23 protein-coding genes and 1 tRNA gene are annotated in these 21873 nt (G+C 64.4%); 14 read left to right on the top strand and 10 right to left on the bottom strand.

Going from position 1 to position 21873, the window contains the following annotated elements:
• Positions 1–56: 56 nt before the first annotated feature.
• The 4 genes from ACVWZA_RS06895 to ACVWZA_RS06880 all read right to left on the bottom strand — a co-directional run bounded on the left by ACVWZA_RS06895 (position 57) and on the right by ACVWZA_RS06880 (position 4388).
• Positions 57–2351, bottom strand: a complete 2295-nt coding sequence (locus ACVWZA_RS06895; RefSeq protein ID WP_457310428.1) for a patatin-like protein — start codon at positions 2349–2351, stop codon at positions 57–59.
• Positions 2351–3034, bottom strand: coding sequence for an endonuclease/exonuclease/phosphatase family protein (locus ACVWZA_RS06890; protein WP_457310427.1), 684 nt, complete (start codon positions 3032–3034; stop codon positions 2351–2353). The genes ACVWZA_RS06895 and ACVWZA_RS06890 overlap by 1 nt, the downstream gene beginning before the upstream one ends.
• A 567-nt stretch (positions 3035–3601) precedes the next feature.
• Positions 3602–3677, bottom strand: a tRNA-Thr gene (locus ACVWZA_RS06885).
• A gap of 93 nt (positions 3678–3770) precedes the next feature.
• Positions 3771–4388, bottom strand: coding sequence for a hypothetical protein (locus ACVWZA_RS06880; RefSeq protein ID WP_457310426.1), 618 nt, complete (start codon positions 4386–4388; stop codon positions 3771–3773).
• A 339-nt stretch (positions 4389–4727) separates the two neighbouring features.
• Between ACVWZA_RS06880 and ACVWZA_RS06875 the strand changes: the two genes are divergently transcribed.
• Positions 4728–5243 carry a hypothetical protein gene (locus ACVWZA_RS06875; protein WP_457310425.1) on the top strand — a complete coding sequence of 172 codons (516 nt, stop codon included), beginning with the start codon at positions 4728–4730 and terminating at the stop codon, positions 5241–5243.
• A 12-nt stretch (positions 5244–5255) separates the two neighbouring features.
• On the opposite strand, the gene ACVWZA_RS06870 is transcribed toward ACVWZA_RS06875, so the two are convergent.
• From ACVWZA_RS06870 to ACVWZA_RS06860, 3 genes are all read right to left on the bottom strand, one after another.
• A complete protein-coding gene (locus tag ACVWZA_RS06870) occupies positions 5256–6116 on the bottom strand; it encodes a hypothetical protein (protein ID WP_457310539.1) in 861 nt (286 codons plus the stop codon).
• Positions 6117–6185: 69 nt separating this feature from the next.
• The gene (locus tag ACVWZA_RS06865) at positions 6186–6533 is read right to left on the bottom strand and encodes an MmcQ/YjbR family DNA-binding protein (protein WP_457310424.1); all 348 of its coding nucleotides are present in this window, start codon (positions 6531–6533) and stop codon (positions 6186–6188) included.
• Positions 6530–7843 (bottom strand): replication-associated recombination protein A, encoded by a 1314-nt coding sequence (locus ACVWZA_RS06860; RefSeq protein ID WP_457310423.1) that lies wholly within the window; start codon positions 7841–7843, stop codon positions 6530–6532. Before ACVWZA_RS06860 ends, ACVWZA_RS06865 begins: the two co-directional genes overlap by 4 nt.
• Positions 7844–8146: 303 nt before the next feature.
• Here ACVWZA_RS06860 and ACVWZA_RS06855 point away from each other — a divergent pair, with 303 nt between their 5' ends.
• The gene (locus ACVWZA_RS06855; protein WP_457310422.1) at positions 8147–8659 is read left to right on the top strand and encodes a PadR family transcriptional regulator; all 513 of its coding nucleotides are present in this window, start codon (positions 8147–8149) and stop codon (positions 8657–8659) included.
• Positions 8656–8985 (top strand): DUF2218 domain-containing protein, encoded by a 330-nt coding sequence (locus tag ACVWZA_RS06850; protein ID WP_457310421.1) that lies wholly within the window; start codon positions 8656–8658, stop codon positions 8983–8985. The genes ACVWZA_RS06855 and ACVWZA_RS06850 overlap by 4 nt, the downstream gene beginning before the upstream one ends.
• A 112-nt stretch (positions 8986–9097) precedes the next feature.
• On the opposite strand, the gene ACVWZA_RS06845 is transcribed toward ACVWZA_RS06850, so the two are convergent.
• Positions 9098–10246: a glycosyltransferase family 4 protein gene (locus ACVWZA_RS06845; protein WP_457310420.1), complete on the bottom strand. Its 1149-nt coding sequence runs from the start codon at positions 10244–10246 to the stop codon at positions 9098–9100.
• Positions 10247–10343: 97 nt separating this feature from the next.
• Here ACVWZA_RS06845 and ACVWZA_RS06840 point away from each other — a divergent pair, with 97 nt between their 5' ends.
• From ACVWZA_RS06840 to ACVWZA_RS06810, 7 genes are all read left to right on the top strand, one after another.
• Positions 10344–11048, top strand: a complete 705-nt coding sequence (locus ACVWZA_RS06840; RefSeq protein ID WP_457310419.1) for a glutathione S-transferase family protein — start codon at positions 10344–10346, stop codon at positions 11046–11048.
• Between the two features lie 102 nt (positions 11049–11150).
• A complete protein-coding gene (gene radA / locus ACVWZA_RS06835; RefSeq protein ID WP_457310418.1) occupies positions 11151–12524 on the top strand; it encodes a DNA repair protein RadA in 1374 nt (457 codons plus the stop codon).
• Positions 12525–12685: 161 nt separating this feature from the next.
• Positions 12686–13255, top strand: a complete 570-nt coding sequence (locus ACVWZA_RS06830; RefSeq protein WP_457310417.1) for a CvpA family protein — start codon at positions 12686–12688, stop codon at positions 13253–13255.
• Entirely contained in the window at positions 13252–13686 is a 435-nt protein-coding gene (locus ACVWZA_RS06825) for an iron-sulfur cluster assembly scaffold protein (protein WP_457310416.1), read from the top strand. Before ACVWZA_RS06830 ends, ACVWZA_RS06825 begins: the two co-directional genes overlap by 4 nt.
• Positions 13686–15455: a cation:proton antiporter domain-containing protein gene (locus ACVWZA_RS06820; protein ID WP_457310415.1), complete on the top strand. Its 1770-nt coding sequence runs from the start codon at positions 13686–13688 to the stop codon at positions 15453–15455. Before ACVWZA_RS06825 ends, ACVWZA_RS06820 begins: the two co-directional genes overlap by 1 nt.
• On the top strand, positions 15452–15826 hold the full coding sequence (locus ACVWZA_RS06815) for a diacylglycerol kinase (protein WP_457310414.1): 375 nt from the start codon (positions 15452–15454) through the stop codon (positions 15824–15826). The genes ACVWZA_RS06820 and ACVWZA_RS06815 overlap by 4 nt, the downstream gene beginning before the upstream one ends.
• Positions 15823–16152: a DUF423 domain-containing protein gene (locus ACVWZA_RS06810; RefSeq protein WP_457310413.1), complete on the top strand. Its 330-nt coding sequence runs from the start codon at positions 15823–15825 to the stop codon at positions 16150–16152. Before ACVWZA_RS06815 ends, ACVWZA_RS06810 begins: the two co-directional genes overlap by 4 nt.
• Positions 16153–16220: 68 nt before the next feature.
• Here ACVWZA_RS06810 and aroB read toward each other — a convergent pair whose 3' ends face one another.
• Both aroB and ACVWZA_RS06800 read right to left on the bottom strand, forming a co-directional pair.
• Positions 16221–17321 carry a 3-dehydroquinate synthase gene (gene aroB / locus ACVWZA_RS06805; RefSeq protein WP_457310412.1) on the bottom strand — a complete coding sequence of 367 codons (1101 nt, stop codon included), beginning with the start codon at positions 17319–17321 and terminating at the stop codon, positions 16221–16223.
• Positions 17318–17857: a shikimate kinase gene (locus tag ACVWZA_RS06800; protein WP_457310411.1), complete on the bottom strand. Its 540-nt coding sequence runs from the start codon at positions 17855–17857 to the stop codon at positions 17318–17320. Before ACVWZA_RS06800 ends, aroB begins: the two co-directional genes overlap by 4 nt.
• Before the next feature lie 85 nt (positions 17858–17942).
• Between ACVWZA_RS06800 and ACVWZA_RS06795 the strand changes: the two genes are divergently transcribed.
• The 4 genes from ACVWZA_RS06795 to ACVWZA_RS06780 are packed head-to-tail and all read left to right on the top strand — an operon-like array spanning position 17943 to position 21789.
• Positions 17943–18080 (top strand): hypothetical protein, encoded by a 138-nt coding sequence (locus ACVWZA_RS06795; RefSeq protein ID WP_457310410.1) that lies wholly within the window; start codon positions 17943–17945, stop codon positions 18078–18080.
• Positions 18061–19875 (top strand): hypothetical protein, encoded by a 1815-nt coding sequence (locus ACVWZA_RS06790; protein WP_457310409.1) that lies wholly within the window; start codon positions 18061–18063, stop codon positions 19873–19875. The genes ACVWZA_RS06795 and ACVWZA_RS06790 overlap by 20 nt, the downstream gene beginning before the upstream one ends.
• A gap of 56 nt (positions 19876–19931) precedes the next feature.
• A complete protein-coding gene (locus ACVWZA_RS06785; protein WP_457310538.1) occupies positions 19932–20828 on the top strand; it encodes a tyrosine-type recombinase/integrase in 897 nt (298 codons plus the stop codon).
• A gap of 13 nt (positions 20829–20841) precedes the next feature.
• The gene (locus ACVWZA_RS06780) at positions 20842–21789 is read left to right on the top strand and encodes an acetyl-CoA carboxylase carboxyltransferase subunit alpha (protein WP_457310408.1); all 948 of its coding nucleotides are present in this window, start codon (positions 20842–20844) and stop codon (positions 21787–21789) included.
• Positions 21790–21873 lie beyond the last annotated feature (84 nt).

The raw sequence follows: 21873 nt of genomic DNA, 5'->3' as shown, positions 1-21873 counted from the left end.
CAGCCCATGCGGATCGTTACGGTGGTGTCGCATGCTGCAGGGAGCGGCGGGAAGAACTATCCGATCTCGCGCCGCAAACTCTCGATCAGCGCGGGGATCGCGGTCAGCTTCGGCGTCTCTTCATCGAGGATCGCGTGGAAGGCGGCGCGCTTGATCGCAGCGACGCGGCCGGGTTTCAGCCCGGCATTGACGGGTAGCGTCGACACGACGATGTCGATCATCCGCTCAGCGCCGTGCAGACGGCCCCAAAGATAGTCGTTCTCACGGTAAGCACGGCTGAAGAATGCGCCGAACGCGTTGAACTGGATGCCCTTCAACGTCGCCTCGGCGCCACCGCCGCGGATCGATTTGGCATCGTCGGGCGCGATGCGGTCGACCTTGATCGGGTCGAACTCGTCCAGACCCTCGCCTTGCAGCAGCGGCAGCGTGGCGACGTCGAAATAGGGGAAGCCGAGATAGGTCAGCAGCATCGGCCGCTTCACGTCGCGTTCGAGCCCGGCAAAGGCGTCGGACAGTTGCTGTTCGGTGCGTTCGTCGAGCGTCTTCAGGTCGAGCGATGCGGCAAGCTTGTCGAGCAACGGTCCCGCATCGCCGCGCAACTGGCGCACGTCGCGGCGCAGCGCCAGATGATGTTCGGTGCGCTTGACGTCGAGATAGGCGGATAAAGCGAGATAGATCGCCTCGCGCAACTGGCCGATTTCCGCGTCGCCATTCTCTTCCTCGAGCCGGGTCAGCCGCCGTCCCATCAGGCGCAGCCGGCGGATGCGGAAGCCGAGATCATAAGTGCGCAGGAAATCGATCGTCGTGGCGCTCGCACCGTCACTGAACGACGGCGTCATGTCATCGAAACCGCGGTCGTGCACCGCGGCGGCGATATGGCCGTGGATCGCGTTCCAGCGGTTCGGGCCGGGCTCGCCGCCCGCATGATAAAGCAGGTCGGTGATCGATTCGATTACACCGGTGATTTTGAGATGGCCGTAGGCGACATAACCATAGCCGGCCTTGTTGGCCGCCGCAGCCTGCGCACGACGCCGCCAGCTGCCAAGCCGGGCGGGCGTCGGCGAATCGAGGAACAGGGTGAAGCCAAACAGCGATTCGACCTGCGCCTCGACCTCAGGCCGGATCGCCTCGACGATCATGCGCATGCGTTCGATGCGGTGCGAGCGCGCCTCGATCGCTTCGAGATTGTCGCGGATCGGCTGCTGGCGCGGCAGTTCGGAGATTGCGCCGAGGATCGTCTGAAAAAAGCTCGGAATCGCCATCGCCTTGGCGCCTAGGTTGAGCTTCATGCCGGGCGAGGGGTCGATATAAACGAAGCGCCGGTCGATCTGGCGCTTCGCAGGGCGTTCGCGCAGCGCGTCGATCGCGGGTTTGAACGGCGCATTGGCAAGCACCGAACCATCGATCAGCACCGCCTGTTCCTCCGCGCCGACCGCTGCCTGGCGCGGCAGGATCCGTGTCAGGAATTCCTTGCGGCCCGGCCAGGTCATGTCGCGCTGCTTGAGCACGCGGTCCATTTCCTTGACCGTGAACGGCGGGAAGGCGCCGGGAAAACTCGATGTCGCGCGCCCGGCAAAGGCGAGTTCCGCCGGATGTGCCAGCGTTTCGCCGGCCACGCCGTGATCGGTGAAATTGACCACGAGACGGTGTTCGGTCTCCATCACCTCGGCCGGCGAATGGAGGCTCAACCGCTCAGGATGGCCGCGGAAATCCGTAACGGTGACGAACAGGTCGAGCGGCTGGCCGATCGGCAGCAGACGCTCGCCCTTCGGGCCCTTTTCCATCGCGTCGAGCGCGTCGAGGATCAAATTGCTGAACCGCTCCCCACCGAAAGGCGGAGAGAACCAGCGCGAGCGGATGAAGTGTGACAGCTTCGCGCGCACCTCGTCGCGCGCGCCCGCTTCGACCGTCTCGTTGATCTTGTCACCGCTGCGCCGCGCCGCCATCCAGGCGATCGGCAACGCCCAGATCTTGGTCAGCTTGGAGGCGGGGGCCGCATCGTCGGCGATCAACGCCTCGACATCGGCCGAATCGAGCCACAACTGAGTCAGCGGCTCAAGGCTCTGGCCGGTAGTGATCGCCTGGGCGAGGAACACACCGTTGAGCCCGCCCGCGCTCGCCCCGGCGATGATATCGACCAGCACGCGCATGCGGATGCCGGTCTCATCCTCGATCTCCTTCAGCAGCGCGCGATAGACACCCTGGCTGCCGCCGGTCGGCTCCTTGCCGGCGAGGAATGCCTGGCTGGCGCGGGCAAGGCGCCATATCTCCTTGGAGATGCCGTGCATGTAAACCGCGAGGCTGATGCCGCCATAGCAGACCAGCGCGAGGCGAAGCTCCTTTTCGCGCATCAGGCGGTTTCGATCCCGGGCTCGATTAGCGCCCAGACGGGCAAGTGATCGGATGCCTTGCGCGCCGCGGCGCTGTGATGGACGCCGCAATCGGTGATGCGAAATTCCTTCGACACCATGATCTTGTCGAGCCGAGCGACCGGACGCCGGGCATGGAAGCTCGGCCCGGTCGCGGCGAAACTGAAATGATGCGCGAAGTCGCGCAGGCAGCCCGACCCCGCGCTCCAGTCGTTGAGGTCGCCCATCATCACGGTCGGGTAGGGTGTGACGCAGGATTCGACATGAGTGAGGATCGCATGCGCCTGACGCCGGCGCCACAGGCCGGACAGGTCGAGATGCATGCCGACGATGCGGATCGGCGCGCCATCGACCCGGACATCGGCCATCACCGCGCCGCGCGGTTCGAGCGTTGGCAGGTGGATCGCCTCACAATCCATCACCGCCGATTCCTTACGTACGAGCAGGCCATTGCCATGCCAGCCCATGCTCCCCGAGCGAATGCCGAACGATACAGCCTTCCACGGGCTATGTTCCTGCAGCAGATGGGCGGAAATCACCGCGGCCCTGCCGCCGAAGCGCCGGTCGCATTCCTGCAGCGCGATGACATCGGCGTCGATCTCGCGCAGCACTTCCAGAATGCGCTCCGGGCTGCGGCGGCGGTCGGTGCCCACCCCTTTGCGCATATTATAGCTGGCGACTTTTATGGGGCGGGTCGGAATCATGCGGGTAGGTAACGCCGCCCTTCGAAAATGGTGCCCACGTCGGACGAAACCGCGACCCGGGTGCTTGCCGCCCCTCTTTCCTTGGTTGGCGACCTAAATCAAGCGGCCGCGCGTACTCTGCCGATTGCATACCGTCGCTTCGACGTGTGATTTGCTTTCGACAGTAAGAAAGAGCGCGCCCTCGGTAAGCCGGCAAGGGATGAAGTGCCCGATTCTGTCCCATGCTTGAATCGCCGTTGATGACAGGGTTGCGGGACAGGTCTGAAAGGATGGGCCGCAGGAGATATGTTACACCCTATGTTGCATATCTTTTTCCGCAGTCATCTCTCGGAGGGGTTGATATTAATCGTTATATATCAATTGATTGTGTTAATCTTCTGGCATCGATTGTCAGCCGGCGCGAGCACGGAGGTTTTTTTGGAGCATCGAGCGATCACCACGCCCGCCGCAGGCCGCTGCGAAAGTTTCTTACAAGCTTTCGATATGGCGCCGACCACCGGTAGCCCGGCTTGTGATTTTGACGGGGTATGGTGCCGGTTGCAGGAATCGAACCCGCGACATCCAGTTTACAAAACTGGCGCTCTACCAACTGAGCTAAACCGGCGTGCCGGGAGCCGGGCCCCCAAACTGTCGTCTTCGGCGCTAAATGCGTCAGCGAGCGGCGAAGGTCCAGCCCCTGTTGCCGGTCTCTTGCAAATCAGGGTGCCAGCGGATCGAGATTCTTCGGGCCTTCCACCGTGATGCTTAGCCGATAGCCGGAATAACACACGAATGTGCCAGGCCCGCCGGGCGGACCGCCGGGTTCGTACGCCATGGTCGGAGGGCGGATGCGGATCTGGTCAGCGGTGGTTAGGTTGGAGGTATATTGATTCGCGTCGACGCGCGAATTGACCGCGATCGCCTCGAGCGGCTTGCGGATCGGATAGCCGGGCAAGTCGAGCGGTTCCGCCGAATAGCCGACAAGGCGGAACCCCCGGGCGCGCATGCGCTTCAGATCCACCCGATCGTACCAGCTCTCGCACTGTTTCGGCGTGTATGTGCGGCGATATTCGACCCGTAGCGCCGATTTGGGCAGCGCCGTTCCGACGGTCTTGACGATCTGGTGGAAGCTCCAGCCGCCGGGCGGGTTGCCCAGTTGCACCATGTCGGCGGGGATGTCGTAGACCTCGCGTCGTTCGCGCAGCAAGGTTTGCAACGGGGTCTTGCTGATATCGATCTGCGGGCTTTTGCGAATCAGCCGGGGATCGATCCGGGTCTGCGCGGCTGCAGCGATCGGCACGGCGAGTGAACAGAGAAGGATCAGCTTGGCGTTCATGACGGCACTCCTGTCGCGCCGGTCGTAACGCCATCGCGGCCGCGGTCGTCCCACGATCGAAGGACGGTCAGGGAACGCCCAAGGTCCAACCCTTGTAAGGACGCGATCGCCATTTTCGCGGGCTGGGCTTTGCTGTTAAGCTCTTCGCTGGCGCCGGTGGGCTCATTCCGTACCTCAGGCGTTCGGCTCGGTCATGCCGCGCCGAACGCTGCGGCCGATCTGCCCAGGCGGTGAGCAGCAACCGAGATCGCCGATGGGTTAGCGGCGACCGAGGCTGGCCAGCCCCACAGAACCATTTATGCTGATGGAGAAATTAATTGGCTCGTCGGAGGATTTTTGGTGTCCGTGATTCTGTTGTTGGCGCTCTTTGCTGCGCCCGCTTTCCAAAGCACTATGCTGAAGGCTTATCCGGGCGATTGGGTGCTTTATGAAAACGAGCAGAGTTGCTCGCTGGGTCGCGTTTATGAGGGCGAGGCCTCGCTTCACGTTTCGTATGATGGCGGCAGGTCAAAAACGACGATAAACGTCATGGACCCTGCTTTCGCCTCGGTAAAAGATGGCAAAAAATACGACCTGAAGTTGTACTTCGTCAGCGGTGGCAAAATGGATGCGAGCTGGGGGGAGGTGCATTCCACCGGCGTTGTCCTCGACGGAGGATTGAAGGGATTTCAGTTCGAGGCGAAGGGCGACGCGTTTTTGACTGAGATGACCAAAAACGCGCGTGTCGCGTTCTTTCGGGATGATAAAATCGTTGAAAGTCTGAATCTCGATCGGTCGGTGGCCGCGATATCGGCGTTACGGGTATGTGCTTCCCGAGTTGCAAGACTCCGTCCCGTCGATCCGTTTGCAGATTGATAAATCGGTCCGTCAGGACACGCCGAAGGTCCAGCCCTCTGTGCGGGCAATTTCGGGAGTCATCGCATCTGGTTGCCACCAATCGTGACGATGCACATTGGCGCGGAGCCAGGCGGCGGCGAGGATCGCGTCGGTGGCGTGATCGGTATAGCGGGCGAGTGGCATGTGCGGCTGCGAACCGATCACCGCCAGCGCCGCATCGAGCGACGCGGCGTCGCGCAGCTTGCTCAACCCTTTGCGCATACCTGCGGCGCGTGCCGCGATCGTGGTATAGATCTCGACGACCAGCGCGCCCTTGGCGGGTACAGGATCAAGCGGCCAGACGGGAATTGCTGCGCCCAGATGGTGCAGCAATCGCATGCCGGCAAAGCTTGCCTTGGCGACTTGCGCCGCACCGATCGCGTCATAGACGGTGCTGGGTTTGCCGCCGCCATTCGCCTTGTGATGCGCCTCGACACGGCGGAGGTGCATGAAGTTTGCCTTCGGGCCGTCGGCCGCGCCGAGGTAGAAATGCGTGCCGCGCCGGGTTTCGAGAAACGATGCTGCGCCAAGGTCGGCATCGGGGCTCTGCGCATCGACATAGGCCCAGAAATCACGCGGGTTGGTGGTGAGGGATTCGCCGGGCAGATAGGCGCCGCGTTCGATATAGGGGGGCGAGAAGCTGAAATCGAACCCGACCAGCAAGGGTTCGCCGGCGCGGATGCGGAGCCAGTCGAGGATTTCGGTTCGTGACCAGGCCTTTCCCGGCGGGTCGATGATCACCGGCGCAGCATTACCCGTCTCGCACAGCGCAAGTGCAATGCCGGGATGATTGCCGCCCTTTGCGCCTGACCAGTCGATCGCCGCGAACCTGGTGAAATGATCAGGGGCGATCGCCACCGCGCTCCGCTCGCTGCGCCTTGGTCGCGAGATCCCACCAGGCGCGTTCGATCAGTTTGAAACTCATTTCTTCTTGCGCGGCTTGGAGCGCGGCCGTGCGGCGGACCAGTCGCGCGAGCGTTCGATCATCGCGAACACCCGATCGGGATCGTCGCTGTCGTAACGTACGAGCAAGCCCGGCCAGCCGTCGTAATGCGGCGTCTGCCAGAAGGTGCCGGGATCGGTTTCGATCAGCATTTCCTTGGTGTCATGGTCGATCGCCAGCACGAACGATTCCGCCTCGCGGCTCGGGTTGAGAAAGGCGCGGCCGTTGGACACCGTCTTCACCGCTGGCTTGCCGTAACTGGTCGACATTTCGGTGTCGGGCAGCGCCAGGGCGAAGGCGGAAACCTGATCCCAGTCCAGGCTCATTTGCCGCTCTCCTTCATCTCCCGACACCATGCCATGCGCTCGGCGATGCGCTTTTCCATGCCGCGGTCGGTCGGTTCGTAGAAGGTCTGCGGGCTCATTTCCTCGGGCCAGTAATTGGACCCCGAAAAACCGCTGTCGGTGTCGTGATCATAGGCATAGCCTTTGCCATAACCGATATCCTTCATCAGCTTGGTTGGCGCGTTGAGGATGTTCTGCGGCGGCATCAGCGAACCGGTTTCCTTCGCGCTGCGCCACGCCGCCTTTTGCGCCACATATGCCGCATTGGATTTGGGCGCGGTGGCGCAATAAAGGCACGCCTGGGCGATGGCGAGTTCGCCCTCCGGGCTGCCGAGAAAATCATAGGCTTCCTTCGCGGCGAGGCATTGCACCAGCGCATTGGGATCGGCGAGCCCGATATCCTCGCTGGCAAAGCGGACGATGCGCCGCAGGACGTAGAGCGGTTCTTCGCCGGCGGTGAGCATGCGCGCGAGATAATAAAGCGAGGCCTGCGGGTCCGACCCGCGCAGCGATTTATGCAGCGCGGAGATCAGATTGTAATGCCCCTCGCGATCCTTGTCATAAACCGCGACGCGGCGTTGCAGGAAAGCCGACAGTCCCGCCGGATCGAGCGGATCTGGCAAGTCGACCGAGAACAGCGTTTCGGCCTGGTTGAGCAGGAAACGGCCATCGCCATCGGCTTGTGCGATCATCGCGTCACGCGCTTCCGCAGTCAGCGGCAGGGGACGGCCCTCGACCTCTTCCGCGCGGTCGAGCAGCTTGCGCAATGCGGTCGCATCGAGCCGGTGCAGGATCAGCACCTGCGCGCGGCTGAGCACGGCGGCGTTGAGTTCGAACGACGGGTTCTCAGTGGTCGCACCGACCAGGGTGACCGTGCCATCCTCGACATAGGGGAGGAAGCCGTCCTGCTGCGCGCGGTTGAAGCGGTGGATTTCGTCCACGAACAACAAGGTGCGTTTGCCGATCTTCACATGCTCGCGCGCCTCGGCGAATGCTTTTTTGAGATCGGCGACGCCCGAAAACACCGCCGAGATGGCGACGAAGCGAAGATCGACCGCATCGGCAAGCAGTCGTGCGATCGTCGTCTTGCCGGTGCCGGGCGGACCCCACAGGATCATCGACGACAGCCGCCCGGCCGCGACCATCCTGCCGATCGCGCCTTCCGGCCCGGTGATATGTTCCTGGCCGACAACCTCGCCCAGCGTTTGCGGGCGCAGCCGATCGGCAAGCGGCGCATTTTCCGCAAGCGCGGCGCGGGTAGGGGGATCGAACGTCGCGAACAGGTCGGCCATTTGTTGAAGATAGGGGCATGTGTGCCGGGTCACCACCCCGTCATCGCTGTCTTGTTCTGTCCGCCGCCGCCGGGGAAGCAAATGGGTGGTCGGGCGTGTCACCTGCACGCCGCCAGCGTGGAATTTTTTTATGGATCCTATTGTCAAAATCATTCTAAGATATATCTTAGCGCCATCATGACATATGAAAGGTATATGATGTTTAATATGCATAGAGGCGGCCGTCATGGCTGCCATGATGGTTCCCACGCCGGCCCGCGCGGTGGTTCGCGCCGCTGGGGTCCGTTCGAGGTTCGCTGGGAAATGAGCGACGCCGATAGCTTTGGGGGTCGTGGACCCGGTCGCGGCCGTGGTCGCGGACGGATGTTCGACGGCGGCGAGTTGCGGCTCGTCCTGCTCAAGCTGATCGCCGATCAGCCGCGGCACGGCTACGACCTGATCCGCGAAATCGAGGAGCTGACCGGTGGTGCTTATGCGCCGAGCCCGGGCGTGGTCTATCCGACCATCACCTTGCTCGCCGATATGGGCCTGATCGAGGAGCAGGTCGCCGAGGGTGCGAAGAAGCTGTTCGCGGTGACCACCGCCGGCACCGCGCATCTCGAGGAAAATAAGGAACAGGTCGAGGCGCTGTTCGCGCGGCTCGCCGAAGTCGGCGCTGAGCGCGAGCGCACAGATGTCGCACCGATCCGCCGGGCGATGCACAATCTGCGTTCCGTCCTGCAGCATCGATTGATGCGCGAGGAAATCGGCGACACGCAGCATGAGATTGCCGCGTTGCTCGACGAGGTCGCGCAGAAGATCGAGCGTTTGAAATGAGCGCGGTAGCTTCTGTCGCCGCGGTGCCAACCGCGAACGGGAGCCGTTACCTCCAGCAATTGTGCAAGCATTGGCAGCACAATCTGGAGGTGGCGTTCACCCCGGAACATGGCACCGTCGTGTTTCCCAGGGATGCGCGGGGGAGCAACCATCCCGGTGACGGGCTGGTGACATTCGATGCGGGCGCGGACGTGCTGCAGGTGCGGATCGACGCCACGTCGGACGAACAGCTCGAAGGACTGCAGGGCGCGGTCGCGCGGCACCTCGATCGCTTTGCTTTTCGCGAAGCGCCGCTGACGTTCGACTGGCAGGCCGCCGCCTCATGACCCTCTCCCATCGGGAGGGTCGAGCCGCGAAGCGGCAAGGGGTGAGGGTGATGGATCGTCACCCTCACCCTTCCGGCGCTGCGCCTCCCTCCCTCTCCCGATGGGAGAGGGACTATTCTCCCCGGCGGTGCATGACGTCGAGATAGGTGTCGATCACCGTCTGGTTGATCGCATCCCATTGATAGGCCGCTGCCCTGGCATGGCCCGCCGCGCCCGCAGCGCGGCGGGCCTCGTCGTTCTGGACCAGTCGCGCGATCGCGTCGGTATAGGCGTTCACATCGCGCGGCGGCACGAGATAACCGGTCACCCCATCCTCGATCAGGTCGACCGCGCCGGTCGCGCGGGCCGCGACCACCGGCACCGCCGCCGCCATCGCCTCCAGCGTGACATTGCCGAAGGTCTCGGTGACCGAGGGGTTGAACAGCACATCCATCGACGCGACCGCGCGGCCGAGATCGTCACCGCGCTGGAATCCGGCAAAGGCGGCGTCGGGCACGCGTTCGGCGAGCCAGCCGCGTGCCGGCCCGTCGCCGATCACCAGTACGCGATGCTTCACGCCCCGCGCCTGGAGCGCGGCGACGACATCGGCGAAGATATCCAGTCCTTTTTCGAGCACCAGCCGGCCAAGAAAGCCGATCGCGACCTCGTCATCGGCGATGCCGAGCGAGCGCCGCCAGTCGAGATCGCGCGCGCCCGGGCGAAAGCGCTGATGGTCCACGCCGCGCGACCAGATCGAAACCGGCGTGGTCACGCCCCAATGCTGGATCATCGATGCCATCGACTGACCCGGCGTCACCACCTGGTCGAAACGATTGTAGAAACGCGTCAACAGCTTGATCAGTGCCGGCTCGACGAATTTCAGGCCATAATAGCTTGGATAGGTCTCGAACCGCGTGTGCAGCGATGCGACCGCCGGAATGCCGTGGCGGCGCGCATAGGTCACCGCGCGGTGGCCAAGAAACTCCGGCGCCGAGACGTGGATCATGTTGGGCGCGAAAGCCGCGATATCGCGTCGGATGCTGCCGGGCAGCCCGCGCGCAATCTTGTATTCGTCGCGGCCCGGCAGCTTGAGCGAGGGCACGCTGACCAGATCACCGGTCGGCGCGAAGGCCGGGCGGCGGCTGGTCGGCGAATAGACACGCACCTTCACGCCTTGCGCGAGCAGGTGCCCGACCAGCAGATTGAGCGCCTGGTTCGCGCCGTCCCTAGTATAATTGTAATTGCCGCTGAAGAGCGCGACGCGGAGCTCGGTGGCCTGCATTCGAGCGCATCCACCACTTTTCTCTCCTCCCCGCAAGGGATGGGGTGGAACAGTCCCGGCCCGTGCCTAGATAAGGGCGAACCAAGGAGATGCGCTCATGACCGACCTGTCCGGCTTTCCGATCACCCAGCGCTGGCCCGCGCAGCACCCCGACCGGATCCAGCTCTACTCGCTGCCCACGCCGAACGGGGTGAAGGTGTCGATCATGCTGGAGGAAACCGGACTGCCTTATGAGCCGCATTTGATCGACTTCGCCAGCGACGACCAGAAAAGCCCCGCCTTCGTATCGCTCAATCCCAATGGCAAGATTCCGGCAATAGTCGATCCCGACGGACCCGGCGGCAAGCCGCTCGGCCTGTTCGAATCCGGTGCGATCCTGCTTTATCTTGCCGACAAGACCGGTAAGTTCGTCCCCGCCGATCCGGCCGGACGCTGGCACGCGATCCAGTGGGTGATGTTCCAGATGGGCGGCGTCGGGCCGATGTTCGGGCTGGTCGGCTTCTTCAACAAATTCGCCGGCAAGGCGTGGGAGGATAAGCGGCCGCTCGGGCGCTATGTCGATGAGGCGAAGCGGCTGCTTGGGGTGATGGATGCGGCGCTGGCGGGCAAGGACTGGTTCCTGGGGGACGAATATTCGATCGCCGATATCTCGATGCTGGGTTGGGTGCGCAATCTGATCACCTTTTACGAGGCGCGCGAGCTGGTCGGGTTCGATGATTTTGCGAATGTCGCGGCCTGGCTGGAGCGCGGGTTGGCGCGGCCGGCGGTGCAGCGGGGATTGGCGATCCCGGCGCGAGCGTAAGGTTCATTTATAGCGGGGTGATCTTCTTACTCCCCTTCCTGGAAGGTACGGGAGTAAGAAGCATGTTCCCCTCTCGTTCCGTTTCAGCTACATCGCCGTTCTATGGCAAAACCTCAAAAGCGCTATGTCTGTCAGGCCTGTGGATCGGTCTCGCATCGCTGGGCCGGCCAATGCGCCGATTGTGCGGAATGGAACACGCTGGTCGAGGAGGCCGGCGGCACTGTCACGCCATTCCAGGCCAAGCATAATCTGCAATCCGGCGGTCGTGCTTTCCAGCTTGTCGGGCTTGACGCCGAGATCGCGCTGCCTGAGCGCATGCCGAGTGGCATCGCCGAACTGGACCGCGCTTTGGGTGGCGGGTTCGTCGAGGGGTCGGCGACGCTGATCGGTGGCGATCCGGGGATCGGTAAATCGACCCTGTTGTTGCAAGCGGCGGCGAAAATGGCGCTCGCCGGGTTGTCGGTTGTCTATGTCTCGGGCGAAGAAGCGGCGGATCAGGTGCGGTTGCGCGCGCGGCGCCTTGGCCTCGGCAATGCACCGCTGCAGCTCGCCGCGGCGACCTCGACGCGCGATATCCTGACCACGCTGGGGCAGGGCAAGGCACCGGCGCTGCTGGTGATCGATTCGATCCAGACGATGCATTCCGACCTGATCGAGGGCGCACCCGGCACGGTCAGCCAGGTCCGCGCCTCGGCCCAGGAGTTGATCCGTTTTGCCAAGGAACGCGGCACGGCGGTGGTGCTGGTCGGTCACGTCACCAAGGACGGCAGCATCGCCGGCCCCCGCGTGCTCGAACATATGGTCGACACGGTGCTCAGCTTCGAGGGCGAGCGCAGCCATCAGTATCGTATCCTGCGCGCGATCAAGAACCGCTTCGGCGGTACCGATGAGATCGGCGTGTTCGCGATGGTCGCCGAGGGGCTGGCCGAGATATCCAATCCATCAGCGCTATTCCTGACCCAGCGTGACGAGGGCGTGACGGGGACGACGGTATTTCCCGCGCTGGAGGGCACGCGGCCAGTGCTGGTCGAAATCCAGGCTTTGGTCGTGCGCCTTGCCTCGGGCGCGACACCCCGGCGGGCGGTGGTCGGCTGGGATTCGGGGCGGCTGGCGATGGTGCTCGCCGTGCTCGAGGCACGTTGCGGGCTGAGTTTCTCGACCTCGGAGGTCTATCTCAACATCGCCGGCGGTTACCGCGTGCAGGACCCCGCCGCCGATATGGCGGTCGCGGCAGCGCTGGTTTCGGCACTGAGCGAGCGGCCGGTGCCGGTCGATGCCGTGGCGTTCGGCGAGATCGCCTTGTCGGGCGAGATCCGCCCAGTCGCGCACGGAGCCTTGCGGCTGAAGGAGGCGAGCAAGCTTGGGTTCGAACGCGCTCTGGTGCCGGCGGCGGTGACCGACGACAAGAGCGGGTTGAAGCTGACCGGGTTCAGGACGCTCGGCGCTTTCGTTGACCATATGCTCGGGCGTGGGTAGCGCGGCCGGGCTCGGCGCTCTATCTCCGATCCTCGGATACACCTTCCGTTCGTTTCAAGCGAAGTCGGGAAACCATGCGCGACGCATGGGGCCTGTTTCTCGACTTCGCTCGAAACGAACGGAAGATTGGGGTCCGCGCTTGATAGGTATGAAGGCACACGATGGGACTGACCGCACTCGATATCCTCGTCCTGATCGCCGTGCTCGGTTCGGCCGGGCTGGGGTTGATGCGTGGTTTCGTGACCGAGATATTGTCGTTGTTCGCCTGGGTCGCGATCATCTTCGCGCTGAAGATGCTGCATTCCCCGGTCGCGTCGATGATGACCGGGATCGTCGGCACCGTGTCGGGCGCTGCGGTGCTTGCCTTTGCGGTCATCACCGGGGTGACTTATTTCGCCGGGCGGATGGTGGCGAGTTCGCTCGGCAACCGCACGCGGACATCGGTGCTCGGGCCGGTCGATCGTGCGCTCGGCTTCGGTTTCGGCGCGATCAAGGGCTTGATCCTGTCGAGCCTCGTCTTTCTGCTCGTCGTCCTGGTCACCGACACGATGAGCGGCGGCCCGGCCAGCCGGCCCTTATGGCTGACCGATTCGCGAACGTACCCGTTGCTCAATACGACCAGCTCGAGCATCGCCGATTTCGTCGATCGGCGGCGCAAGGGACAGCCCGTGTTCGGCTTGAACGATAACGGGCGTGCCGCGAGCAATGTGACCGAAGAGGCACGGCCATGAACGCGCCGCTCTACAATAAAGATATCCTGCGGCTTGCCGCGACGATTCCCTATCAGGAGCGGCTGACCGACCCGATGGGGTCGTCGGAAAAGCGTTCGCCGGTGTGCGGCAGCCGGGTGACGGTCGATATCAATATCGACGCCGACGGACGCGTGAGCGAAGTCGGCATGCTGGTCCGCGCCTGTGCGCTGGGTCAGGCATCATCGTCGCTGTTGGCGGCGGATGTGATCGGCAAAACGCCGGGGCAGCTGGCCGAGGCGCGCGACGCACTGACCGCATGGCTGGCGGGCGCGGGGCCTTTGCCCGGCTGGACCGGCTTCGACCTGTTCGTGCCCGCCTTACCGCACAGCGCGCGCCACGCGTCGATCCGCCTCGCGTTCGAGGCTGCCGCGGATGCCGCGCTGGCCGCAACAAAAGAGCCGGCGCACTGATGGAGCATGCTACCACCTCGCTGCTGCGGGATGGCGTGGTCATGCTCGGTTTCGGGCTGGTCTTCGTCCTGATCTTCCGTCGCCTCGGCCTGGGTGCGACGCTGGGTTACCTGGTTGCCGGCGCGGTGGTGGGCCCGCAGCTACTCGGGCTGGTCGGCGGTGCCGAAACAAAGCTGGGCATCGCCGAGCTTGGTATCACCCTCCTCCTGTTCATCGTTGGTCTCGAACTCAATCCGAGCCGCCTGTGGAAGATGAAACAGGAAATATTCGGCCTTGGCGCGTTGCAGGTCGTGCTGTGCGGCATCGCCATATCGGCGGTCGTGTGGATCGCAACGCGATCGTCGCTGGCCGCGGTGCTGGCGCTCGGACTTCCGCTGGCCCTGTCATCGACCGCACAGGTGCTGCCGATGCTGCAATCGGCCGGACGCATGCGCGAGCCGTTCGGCGAGCGCGCTTTTTCCATCCTGCTGTTCCAGGATCTGTCGATCGTCCCGCTGATCACGATCATCGCGGTCATGTCGCGCAATCCCGCCGATGCCAATGGTCCGCCGGGCTGGTTGCTGTTCATCTATACGCTGATCGCGATTGTCGGGCTGATCCTCGCCGGTCGTTTCCTGCTGCGGCCGTTGTTCCGCATCATCGGCAATATGGGCGAGCGCGAGATGTTCGTCTTCGCCGGCCTGTTCACGGTGATCGCCAGCGCGGCGGTGATGGAATCGCTTGGCCTGTCGACCGCGCTCGGCGCGTTCGTTGCCGGCGTGATGCTTGCGGATTCGCCCTACCGCCATGAGCTGGAGGCGGATGTCGAGCCGTTCCGCTCAATCCTGCTCGGCCTGTTCTTCCTGACCATCGGCATGTTGCTCGACCTGCATGCGATCGCCGAACGGCCCTTGTTCGTCGCTGGCATGGCGCTCGCGCTGATCGCGACCAAGGCGACGATCATCATGGGCATCGGCCTCGCGTTCAAGATGCGCTGGCGCGAGGCACTCGCGCTCGGCCTGTTGCTCAGCCAGGGCGGCGAATTCGGATTTGTGCTGTTCGCCCAGGCGCAGAATGCCATGCTGATCGCCCCCGAAGCGGCGAGCCTGTTCGGCGCCATCATCACCTTGTCGATGGCGAGCACGCCGTTCCTGATGACCATCACCAAGCGCGTCCGCACCGAGCCGGCCAGCACGGAAAACCGCGAGGGGCCGACCCCGGACGGTGCCAATGCGCTGATCGTCGGTTATGGGCGATTCGGCCAGACCGTCGGCCAGATGCTCGTCGCACAGGGCATTCCCGTCACGCTGATCGACACCGATATCGAGATGATCGACGTTGCGGCGAACTTCGGTGCCAAGGTCTATTATGGTGATGGCACGCGGATGGACTTGTTGCGCCAGGCGGGCGCGGCGGAAGCGGAGCTGATCATGTTCTGCATCGACAATGACCAGATCGGCCCCGAACTGGTCGAGGCGGTGCATGAAGCTTTCCCCCGGGCCGAGATTTTCGTCCGCGCCTATGATCGTCGCGCCCTGCTCAAACTCAAGGACGCGCCGACTTCCGGCGTGGTGCGCGAAGTGATGGAGTCGGCGGTCAAGATGGCCCGGCTGGCGCTGCGCAGCCTGGATGTCGGAGAGGAGGAGATCGCGCGCACCGAGGAGCATTACCGCGCGCGCGACAAGGAGCGGCTCAAGGCGCAATATGAGAGCGGCGATCTCCGCGCCGCGCGCGACCGCATCATCACGCAGGATGCCCGGCCCGGTGTGACAGATGGCGGGGCTAAGTGAAGAATCGGTCGCTCGGCGAGCGGATCGGTTTCGCGATGGATGGATGGCGAGCGGCATGGCGACGGGAGCGGAGTTTTCGGACTCAGGCAATGGTCGCGCTGCTTGCATTCATCGCGCTGGTCATATTGCGCCCCGCGCCGATCTGGTGGGCGATCGTCGCACTGACCTGTGCGCTGGTGCTCGCGCTCGAATTGATCAACTCGGCGCTTGAGGCGGTGATCGACCTGCTTCACCCGGGACTTCATCCCGAGATCAAGGCAGCCAAGGACATGCTGGCCGGGGCCGTGCTGGCGATCAGCGTCGCGGCCTTGATCGTCGGTAGCGCGCTGATCGTGCAGCGAGTACGGGAATTGCTGGGAGGCCTCACATGAACTGGATCATGATCTTTGCCGCGCTGTCGGGCGCAGTTGCTGTCGCGGCCGGCGCTTTCGGGGCGCATGGCGCGACCGGGCATGCAGTCGAGTGGCTCAAGACCGGCGGGCAATATCAGCTGATCCATGCCGTCGCCGCGCTGGTTGCGCTACGGTTCGAAGCGAAGGGGCCGGCTGTGATGTTTTTGGCAGGTGGGGCGTTTTTCGCCGGATCGCTGTATCTGATGGCGCTGGGGATGCCCAAATGGCTTGGCGCGGTCACCCCGATCGGGGGCACGCTGTTGATTATCGGCTGGCTGTGGCTGGCCTGGAGTGCACGGGCCTAGCTCGCACCGCCCAACCTCCGCTCGAAACGAACGGGGAAGGGCGTTTCTGAAACGGGCGCGCGATCAACTCAGCGCGGCAGAGCATCGAGAAACGCCCTGACCTCGGCCAGGTCCACGGACTTGTCCAGATAGGTCTGCCCGATCCCCCGGGCGAGCAGGAAGGGCAGGGTGCCAGCCGCCATCTTCTTGTCGTGCATCATATGCCCGACCAGCGTCGCGCCATCGGCTTTCAGCCCCGTGGCGGCGATCCCGTCGGGCAATCCGATCGCGCCAAGATGCGTCGTGACACGGTACGCATCCTGGCCGGGGCAGATCCCGCGATCGGCGGAATAGCCGAACGCCAGCGCCATGCCCGCCGCCACACCCTCACCGTGAAGCAGCCGGTTGGAGAACCCCGCTTCGGCCTCCAGTGCATGGCCGAATGTGTGGCCCAGGTTGAGCAGCGCCCGTTTGCCGGTCGTCTCATATTCGTCCTCGGCGACGATTCGCGCCTTGGCGGCGATGCTGTGGGCGATCGCGTAAGCGCGCGCCCCGGAATCGCCGGCCAGCAAAGCCGCGGCGTTACCCTCGCACCATTCGAAGAAATCGAAATCGTCGATCAGCCCGTATTTCACAACCTCGGCATAACCCGCGCGCACCTGGCGCAGCGGCAGTGTGTCGAGTGTAGTCGGGTCGACCAGTACCAGCGCCGGCTGATGAAAGGCGCCGACCAGATTCTTGCCGGCACGCGAATTGATCGCGGTCTTGCCGCCTACCGACGAATCGACCTGAGCGAGCAGAGTGGTGGGGATTTGCACGAAACCACAGCCGCGCTTCAGGATGCTGCAGGCGAAGCCGACCAGGTCGCCGATCACCCCGCCGCCAAGCGCGATGACATGGTCGCCGCGCTCCACGCCGAGATCGAGCAGGCGGTCGGTCAGCGTCTCCAGCGTCGCCCAGCTTTTGCTGCCTTCGCCGGGCGGCAGGACGATCGCTTCGCTCGCAACGCCCGCCGTACTCAGCGATGCCTGCAGCGTGGCGAGATGCGGCCGGACATTCTCGTCGGTGACGATCGCCATCGTCCGTCCGCGCGCGAGCGGTGCGAGATGCTCGCCCGCTTTTGCCAACAGGCCGTTCTCGATGATCACTGAGTAGCTGCGCGCTCCCAGTTCGACGGTGACGATGGTCATGGACGGAGCGCCTTCAGGATCGCATTGACGGTGGCTTCGTGCGGCGCGTGATGGCTCTTCACGCGGATCTGCGCCATCGCGTAGAACGGGTTGCGTACCTTGGCGAGGTCGATCAGCACCTGACGCGGATCGCGTCCGCGAAGCAGCGGTCGGGTGTCGCGGCGCTGAACCCGATCGGCCAGCACATCGGCATTGGCGTCGAGCCAGATCGCGATCGTCTGGTCAAGGATCAGCGCGCGCGTATCGTCGTTGATAAAGGCGCCGCCGCCGGTCGCGATGACCTTTGGCGTACCGTCGATCAGCCGCGCGATGACGCGCCGCTCACCGTCGCGGAAATGCGCTTCACCGAATTTTTCGAAGATGTCGGCGACCGACATGCCCGCCGCCGTCTCGATCTCGGTATCGGCATCGACGAAGGGCAGGTGCATGCGCGCGGCGAGGCGGCGGCCCACGGTCGATTTGCCCGCGCCCATCAGGCCGACGAGAACGATAGGCTGGCCGGTCCAGCGGGTATGGGGCGTCTGGCTTTGCAACATTGCGCCGGGGCTATACAGCGACCCCGCGTCTGCGGCAAAAGGTCGCTCGCGCTGTATCGTTTTTCGTTTTCACAGGGTTTTTTTCATGTCCCGCATGATGGTTACGCTTATCGTCGTCCTGGTCGTGCTGGTCGGCGGACTGTTCCTGCTCGCCGGTGGCGCTCGTGAAAAGACGCCAGTCCGCGTCGAGAAGGTGGTTCCGCTTGCGAATCTCTCGAACTAACGCGTCGCTCGGCGCGCTTGCGATAGCGTTGCTCGGCGTGGGGATTCCCGCGCTGGGTCAGGACAAGCCCGAATCGCTGCTGCCACCCGGCTTCGACGAACCGGTCGTTGCGCCCGCTCCGACGCCGCCCGTTCGGCCGCGGCCGACCGAGACGGCGCTTCCGCGCCCAGGCGCCACGGCAACGCCGTCTCTGCCGGGGGACGCCGTGCCCGTTCCGTTGCCCGCGCCATCGTCGATTCCGACGCCGGTCGATCCGACCATGCCGCAGGTCACGGCTTCGGTGCGGTACGAGATGCCGGACTATGCTCGGCGCTCGCTTGCTCGCGTCGGCGCGGCGGGCCCCGCAGAGGGCGCGCTGGCGCCGACCGCGTTCCGTGGCGTGGACGGCATCTACCTCGAAACTTTGATGCGCCGACTCAATGCGCCGATCGCCTCGCGCTGGTTGTCGATCGGCCTGCGCCGCGCGATCATGGCGCGGATCGACACCCCGGCCCGGGTCAATGGTGCCGACTTCGCCGCCGAGCGCGCCTGGCTGCTCGTTCGCATGGGCGAATCGGTCGCCGCGCGCGCCGTCGTGCAGGGCGTCGATTCGGACAATTACACGCCCAAGCTGTATCAGGCGGCGATGCAGGCCGCGCTCGCGACCGGTGACCCCGGCGCGCTGTGTTCGCTCACCGATCAGGGCGCGAAAGTCGCCGGCGAACGCGCCTGGCTGCTGGCGCCGGGGATTTGCGCTGGGCTTGCCGGCTTGCCGGCCAAGGCTATGCCGGCCCTGAAGGCCGCCGAACGCGCCGGCGTGGCGCGCGGCGTCGACATGCTGCTTGCCAGGAAGGTGGCGGGTACCGGATCGCGCGGCCGCCAGGCGATCACGATCGAATGGGATAGCGTCACGCAACTGACCGCATTCCGCTATGGTTTGGCGACCGCGACCGGTACCGAAATCCCCGACAGCCTGTTCAAGACCGTCGCGCCGCACGTTCAGTCATGGCGCGCCCAATCGCCGTTTCTCGATACGCGCAGCCGGATCGCGCCGGCGGAATATGCGGCTGCGCGCGGTGTGTTGTCGAACGCGGCACTGGTCGATCTTTACGGGGCGCTCGATGCGGAGGACGACCAGTCGCTCGCCGAAGTCGGCGTCGCTCGCGACCTGCGCACCGCCTATGCCGGCGCGACGCGGGCCGAACGCATGACCGCGCTGCGCGGCCTGTGGGACGAACCCAAGACCGCCGATGGGCGGTTCGCCCGGTTGATCCTGACCGCACGCGCGGTAGTACGTTTGCCGATCGACACGGTCGATGCGGATGTCGACCGGATCGTCGCATCGATGCTGACGGCAGGTCTCGACAGCTTTGCGCAACGCTGGAGCAGCCGGGCCGCGAGGGGAAGCGATGCCTGGGCGATGCTGGCATTGTCGGATGCCGATTCGCGCGTCGCGTATAGTTTAGGCGATGTCACTGGTTATTCGGGCAAGAACGACAGCAACGGCCTGAAGCAACGCATGTTCTTCGCCGGGATGGCCGGGCTGGGCAGGATCCCCGCCGGCGACATCGAAAACGGCGCAAGCTCGCTCGACGTGCCGATCGGTGTGCAGAATGGCTGGACCCGGGCGATCGACCGCGCCGCGCGGCAGAATCAGCCCGGTCTGGTGCTGTTGCTCGCCGCGATCGGCATGCAGACCAGCGACTGGCATGGTGTTCCGCCCGAGGTGCTGTACCGGACGGTCGCGTCACTGCGCGCGGTCGGGATGACCGGTGAGGCGCGGATGATCGCCGCCGAGGCGATCGCACGACTTTGACCGGGGCTTCGAACCGTTCGGTGCCGGATCGCGATCTGGTCGAGCGGTTCCTGGAGATGATGGCGGCGGAAGCGGGCGCGGCAAAGAACACGATCGCGGCATATCGCAGCGACCTGATGCTCGCGTCCGAACATCTCGACCATCGGCTGGCAGGGGCATCGACGATCGACCTGGCCAGGCTTGGCGAACATTGGCTGACCTTGTCGCGCTCCAGTGTGGCGCGCAAGTCGGCGGCGCTGCGCCGGTTCTATGGCTTTCTTGCCGATGAGGGGCACCGAACCGACGATCCCGGTGCGGCATTGCCCCGGCCCGGAGCGCAACGCGCCTTGCCCAAGACATTGGACCATGGAGATGTCGACCGGCTGTTCGCCGCGATCGCCACGCGGATCGCGCGCGATCCGCCCGATCCGGGCGACTTGCGCCTGCTTGCATTGGTCGAGCTGCTCTACGGGTCGGGCTTGCGCGCGACCGAGTTGGTATCGCTGCCGCGAAATGCGATCGCGCCCGACCGGCCTTATCTCATCTTGCGCGGCAAGGGTGGGCGCGAACGGCTCGTGCCGATCTCCGATCGCGCGCGGGCGGCGGTGGCCGTCTGGCGCGATCATGTCGCCGCCGATCGGTTATGGCTGTTCCCCTCGGGTAAGACCTATTTGTCGCGCGTGCGCCTGTATCAGCTGGTGAAGGCGCTGGCGGCAGAAGCCGGCATTCCGCCCGAGCGGGTCAGCCCGCACGTCCTGCGCCATGCCTTTGCGACTCACTTGCTTGAGGGCGGTGCGGATCTGCGCGCTTTGCAATCGATGCTCGGTCATGCCGATATCGCGACGACCGAGATCTACACCCATATCGACAGCGCCCGGCTGGTCGAACTGGTCAACTCGCGCCATCCGCTCGCCGACGCGCAGCGTCGTACCGCCGTGAAGCCGCGCGTTGACGTGAAGGGGCAGGGGGCTTAACCGACGCGACCTGATGGCAAGCTTCCTCGATTTCGAACGACCGATCGCCGACCTGCAGGGGCGAATCGATGAATTGCGCGAAACCGCAGCCGACGGCACGGTCGATATCGATGCCGAAGTCGCACGGTTGCAGACCAAGTCCGATAAGGCGTTGCGCGACACTTATGCGCGATTGACGCCGTGGCAGAAGACGCAGGTCGCCCGGCACGGCGAACGTCCGCATTTCCTGACCTATGTCGCGGGACTGTTCGACGACTTCATGCCGCTCGCCGGCGACCGCGCCTTTGGCGACGATCAGGCGATCCTTGGCGGTTTTGCACGCTTTCGCGGGCAGCGCGTGATGGTCATCGGCCATGAAAAGGGCGACGATACCGCCAGCCGCCTCCGGCATAATTTCGGAATGGGCAAGCCAGAGGGGTATCGCAAGGCGATCCGCCTGATGCAACTTGCCGATCGCTTCGGGCTCCCGGTGGTGACGCTGGTCGATACATCGGGTGCCTTTCCCGGCGTTCAGGCCGAGGAGCGTGGCCAGGCCGAAGCGATCGCCCGATCGACCGAGCAATGCCTTGCGCTTGGCGTGCCGATGGTCGCGGCGATCGTCGGGGAAGGCGGCTCGGGCGGCGCGATCGCGCTGGCGGCGGGCAACCGCGTGCTGATGTTCGAACATGCGGTCTATTCGGTGATCTCGCCCGAGGGGTGCGCATCGATCCTGTGGCGCACCGCCGACAAGGCAGCCGACGCGGCCGAAGCGATGAAAGTCACGGCACAGGATCTGAAGGGACTTGGCGTGATCGACACGATCGTACCCGAGCCCTTGGGCGGCGCGCACCGCGACCCGGCCAAGGCAATCGCGACGCTTGGTGACGCGATTGGTAGTGCGCTGGATGAGTTGATCGGACTGGATGAGAAGCAGCTTCGTCAGGTGAGGCGCGAGAAGTTCCTCGCAATGGGTCGGCTTTGAGCAACCGGCTAATATGACGTTAACTATATTTTCGAACTGATATAGAAAAAGGGCGGCGCAACCAAAGTTGCACCGCCCCTGTTC

The organism is Sphingomonas sp. UYAg733 (genome assembly GCF_054057355.1).
The sequence above is the reverse complement of the archived record's forward strand: the minus strand, read 5'-3'. Positions and strand labels throughout refer to the sequence as shown.

What these genes read in the sequence shown, in the direction of transcription:
- ACVWZA_RS06810 (WP_457310413.1), top strand. Translation starts at nt 15,823, where the DNA reads ATGAACTGGATCATGATCTTTGCCGCGCTGTCGGGCGCAGTTGCTGTC.
- ACVWZA_RS06825 (WP_457310416.1), top strand. Translation starts at nt 13,252, where the DNA reads ATGAACGCGCCGCTCTACAATAAAGATATCCTGCGGCTTGCCGCGACG.
- radA (WP_457310418.1), top strand. Translation starts at nt 11,151, where the DNA reads ATGGCAAAACCTCAAAAGCGCTATGTCTGTCAGGCCTGTGGATCGGTC.
- ACVWZA_RS06865 (WP_457310424.1), bottom strand. Translation starts at nt 6,533, where the DNA reads ATGAGCCTGGACTGGGATCAGGTTTCCGCCTTCGCCCTGGCGCTGCCC.
- ACVWZA_RS06880 (WP_457310426.1), bottom strand. Translation starts at nt 4,388, where the DNA reads ATGAACGCCAAGCTGATCCTTCTCTGTTCACTCGCCGTGCCGATCGCT.
- ACVWZA_RS06860 (WP_457310423.1), bottom strand. Translation starts at nt 7,843, where the DNA reads ATGGCCGACCTGTTCGCGACGTTCGATCCCCCTACCCGCGCCGCGCTT.
- ACVWZA_RS06800 (WP_457310411.1), bottom strand. Translation starts at nt 17,857, where the DNA reads ATGTTGCAAAGCCAGACGCCCCATACCCGCTGGACCGGCCAGCCTATC.
- ACVWZA_RS06890 (WP_457310427.1), bottom strand. Translation starts at nt 3,034, where the DNA reads ATGCGCAAAGGGGTGGGCACCGACCGCCGCCGCAGCCCGGAGCGCATT.
- ACVWZA_RS06785 (WP_457310538.1), top strand. Translation starts at nt 19,932, where the DNA reads ATGATGGCGGCGGAAGCGGGCGCGGCAAAGAACACGATCGCGGCATAT.
- ACVWZA_RS06855 (WP_457310422.1), top strand. Translation starts at nt 8,147, where the DNA reads ATGAGCGACGCCGATAGCTTTGGGGGTCGTGGACCCGGTCGCGGCCGT.
- ACVWZA_RS06845 (WP_457310420.1), bottom strand. Translation starts at nt 10,246, where the DNA reads ATGCAGGCCACCGAGCTCCGCGTCGCGCTCTTCAGCGGCAATTACAAT.
- ACVWZA_RS06895 (WP_457310428.1), bottom strand. Translation starts at nt 2,351, where the DNA reads ATGCGCGAAAAGGAGCTTCGCCTCGCGCTGGTCTGCTATGGCGGCATC.
- aroB (WP_457310412.1), bottom strand. Translation starts at nt 17,321, where the DNA reads ATGACCATCGTCACCGTCGAACTGGGAGCGCGCAGCTACTCAGTGATC.
- ACVWZA_RS06850 (WP_457310421.1), top strand. Translation starts at nt 8,656, where the DNA reads ATGAGCGCGGTAGCTTCTGTCGCCGCGGTGCCAACCGCGAACGGGAGC.
- ACVWZA_RS06830 (WP_457310417.1), top strand. Translation starts at nt 12,686, where the DNA reads ATGGGACTGACCGCACTCGATATCCTCGTCCTGATCGCCGTGCTCGGT.
- ACVWZA_RS06840 (WP_457310419.1), top strand. Translation starts at nt 10,344, where the DNA reads ATGACCGACCTGTCCGGCTTTCCGATCACCCAGCGCTGGCCCGCGCAG.
- ACVWZA_RS06780 (WP_457310408.1), top strand. Translation starts at nt 20,842, where the DNA reads ATGGCAAGCTTCCTCGATTTCGAACGACCGATCGCCGACCTGCAGGGG.
- ACVWZA_RS06820 (WP_457310415.1), top strand. Translation starts at nt 13,686, where the DNA reads ATGGAGCATGCTACCACCTCGCTGCTGCGGGATGGCGTGGTCATGCTC.
- ACVWZA_RS06795 (WP_457310410.1), top strand. Translation starts at nt 17,943, where the DNA reads ATGTCCCGCATGATGGTTACGCTTATCGTCGTCCTGGTCGTGCTGGTC.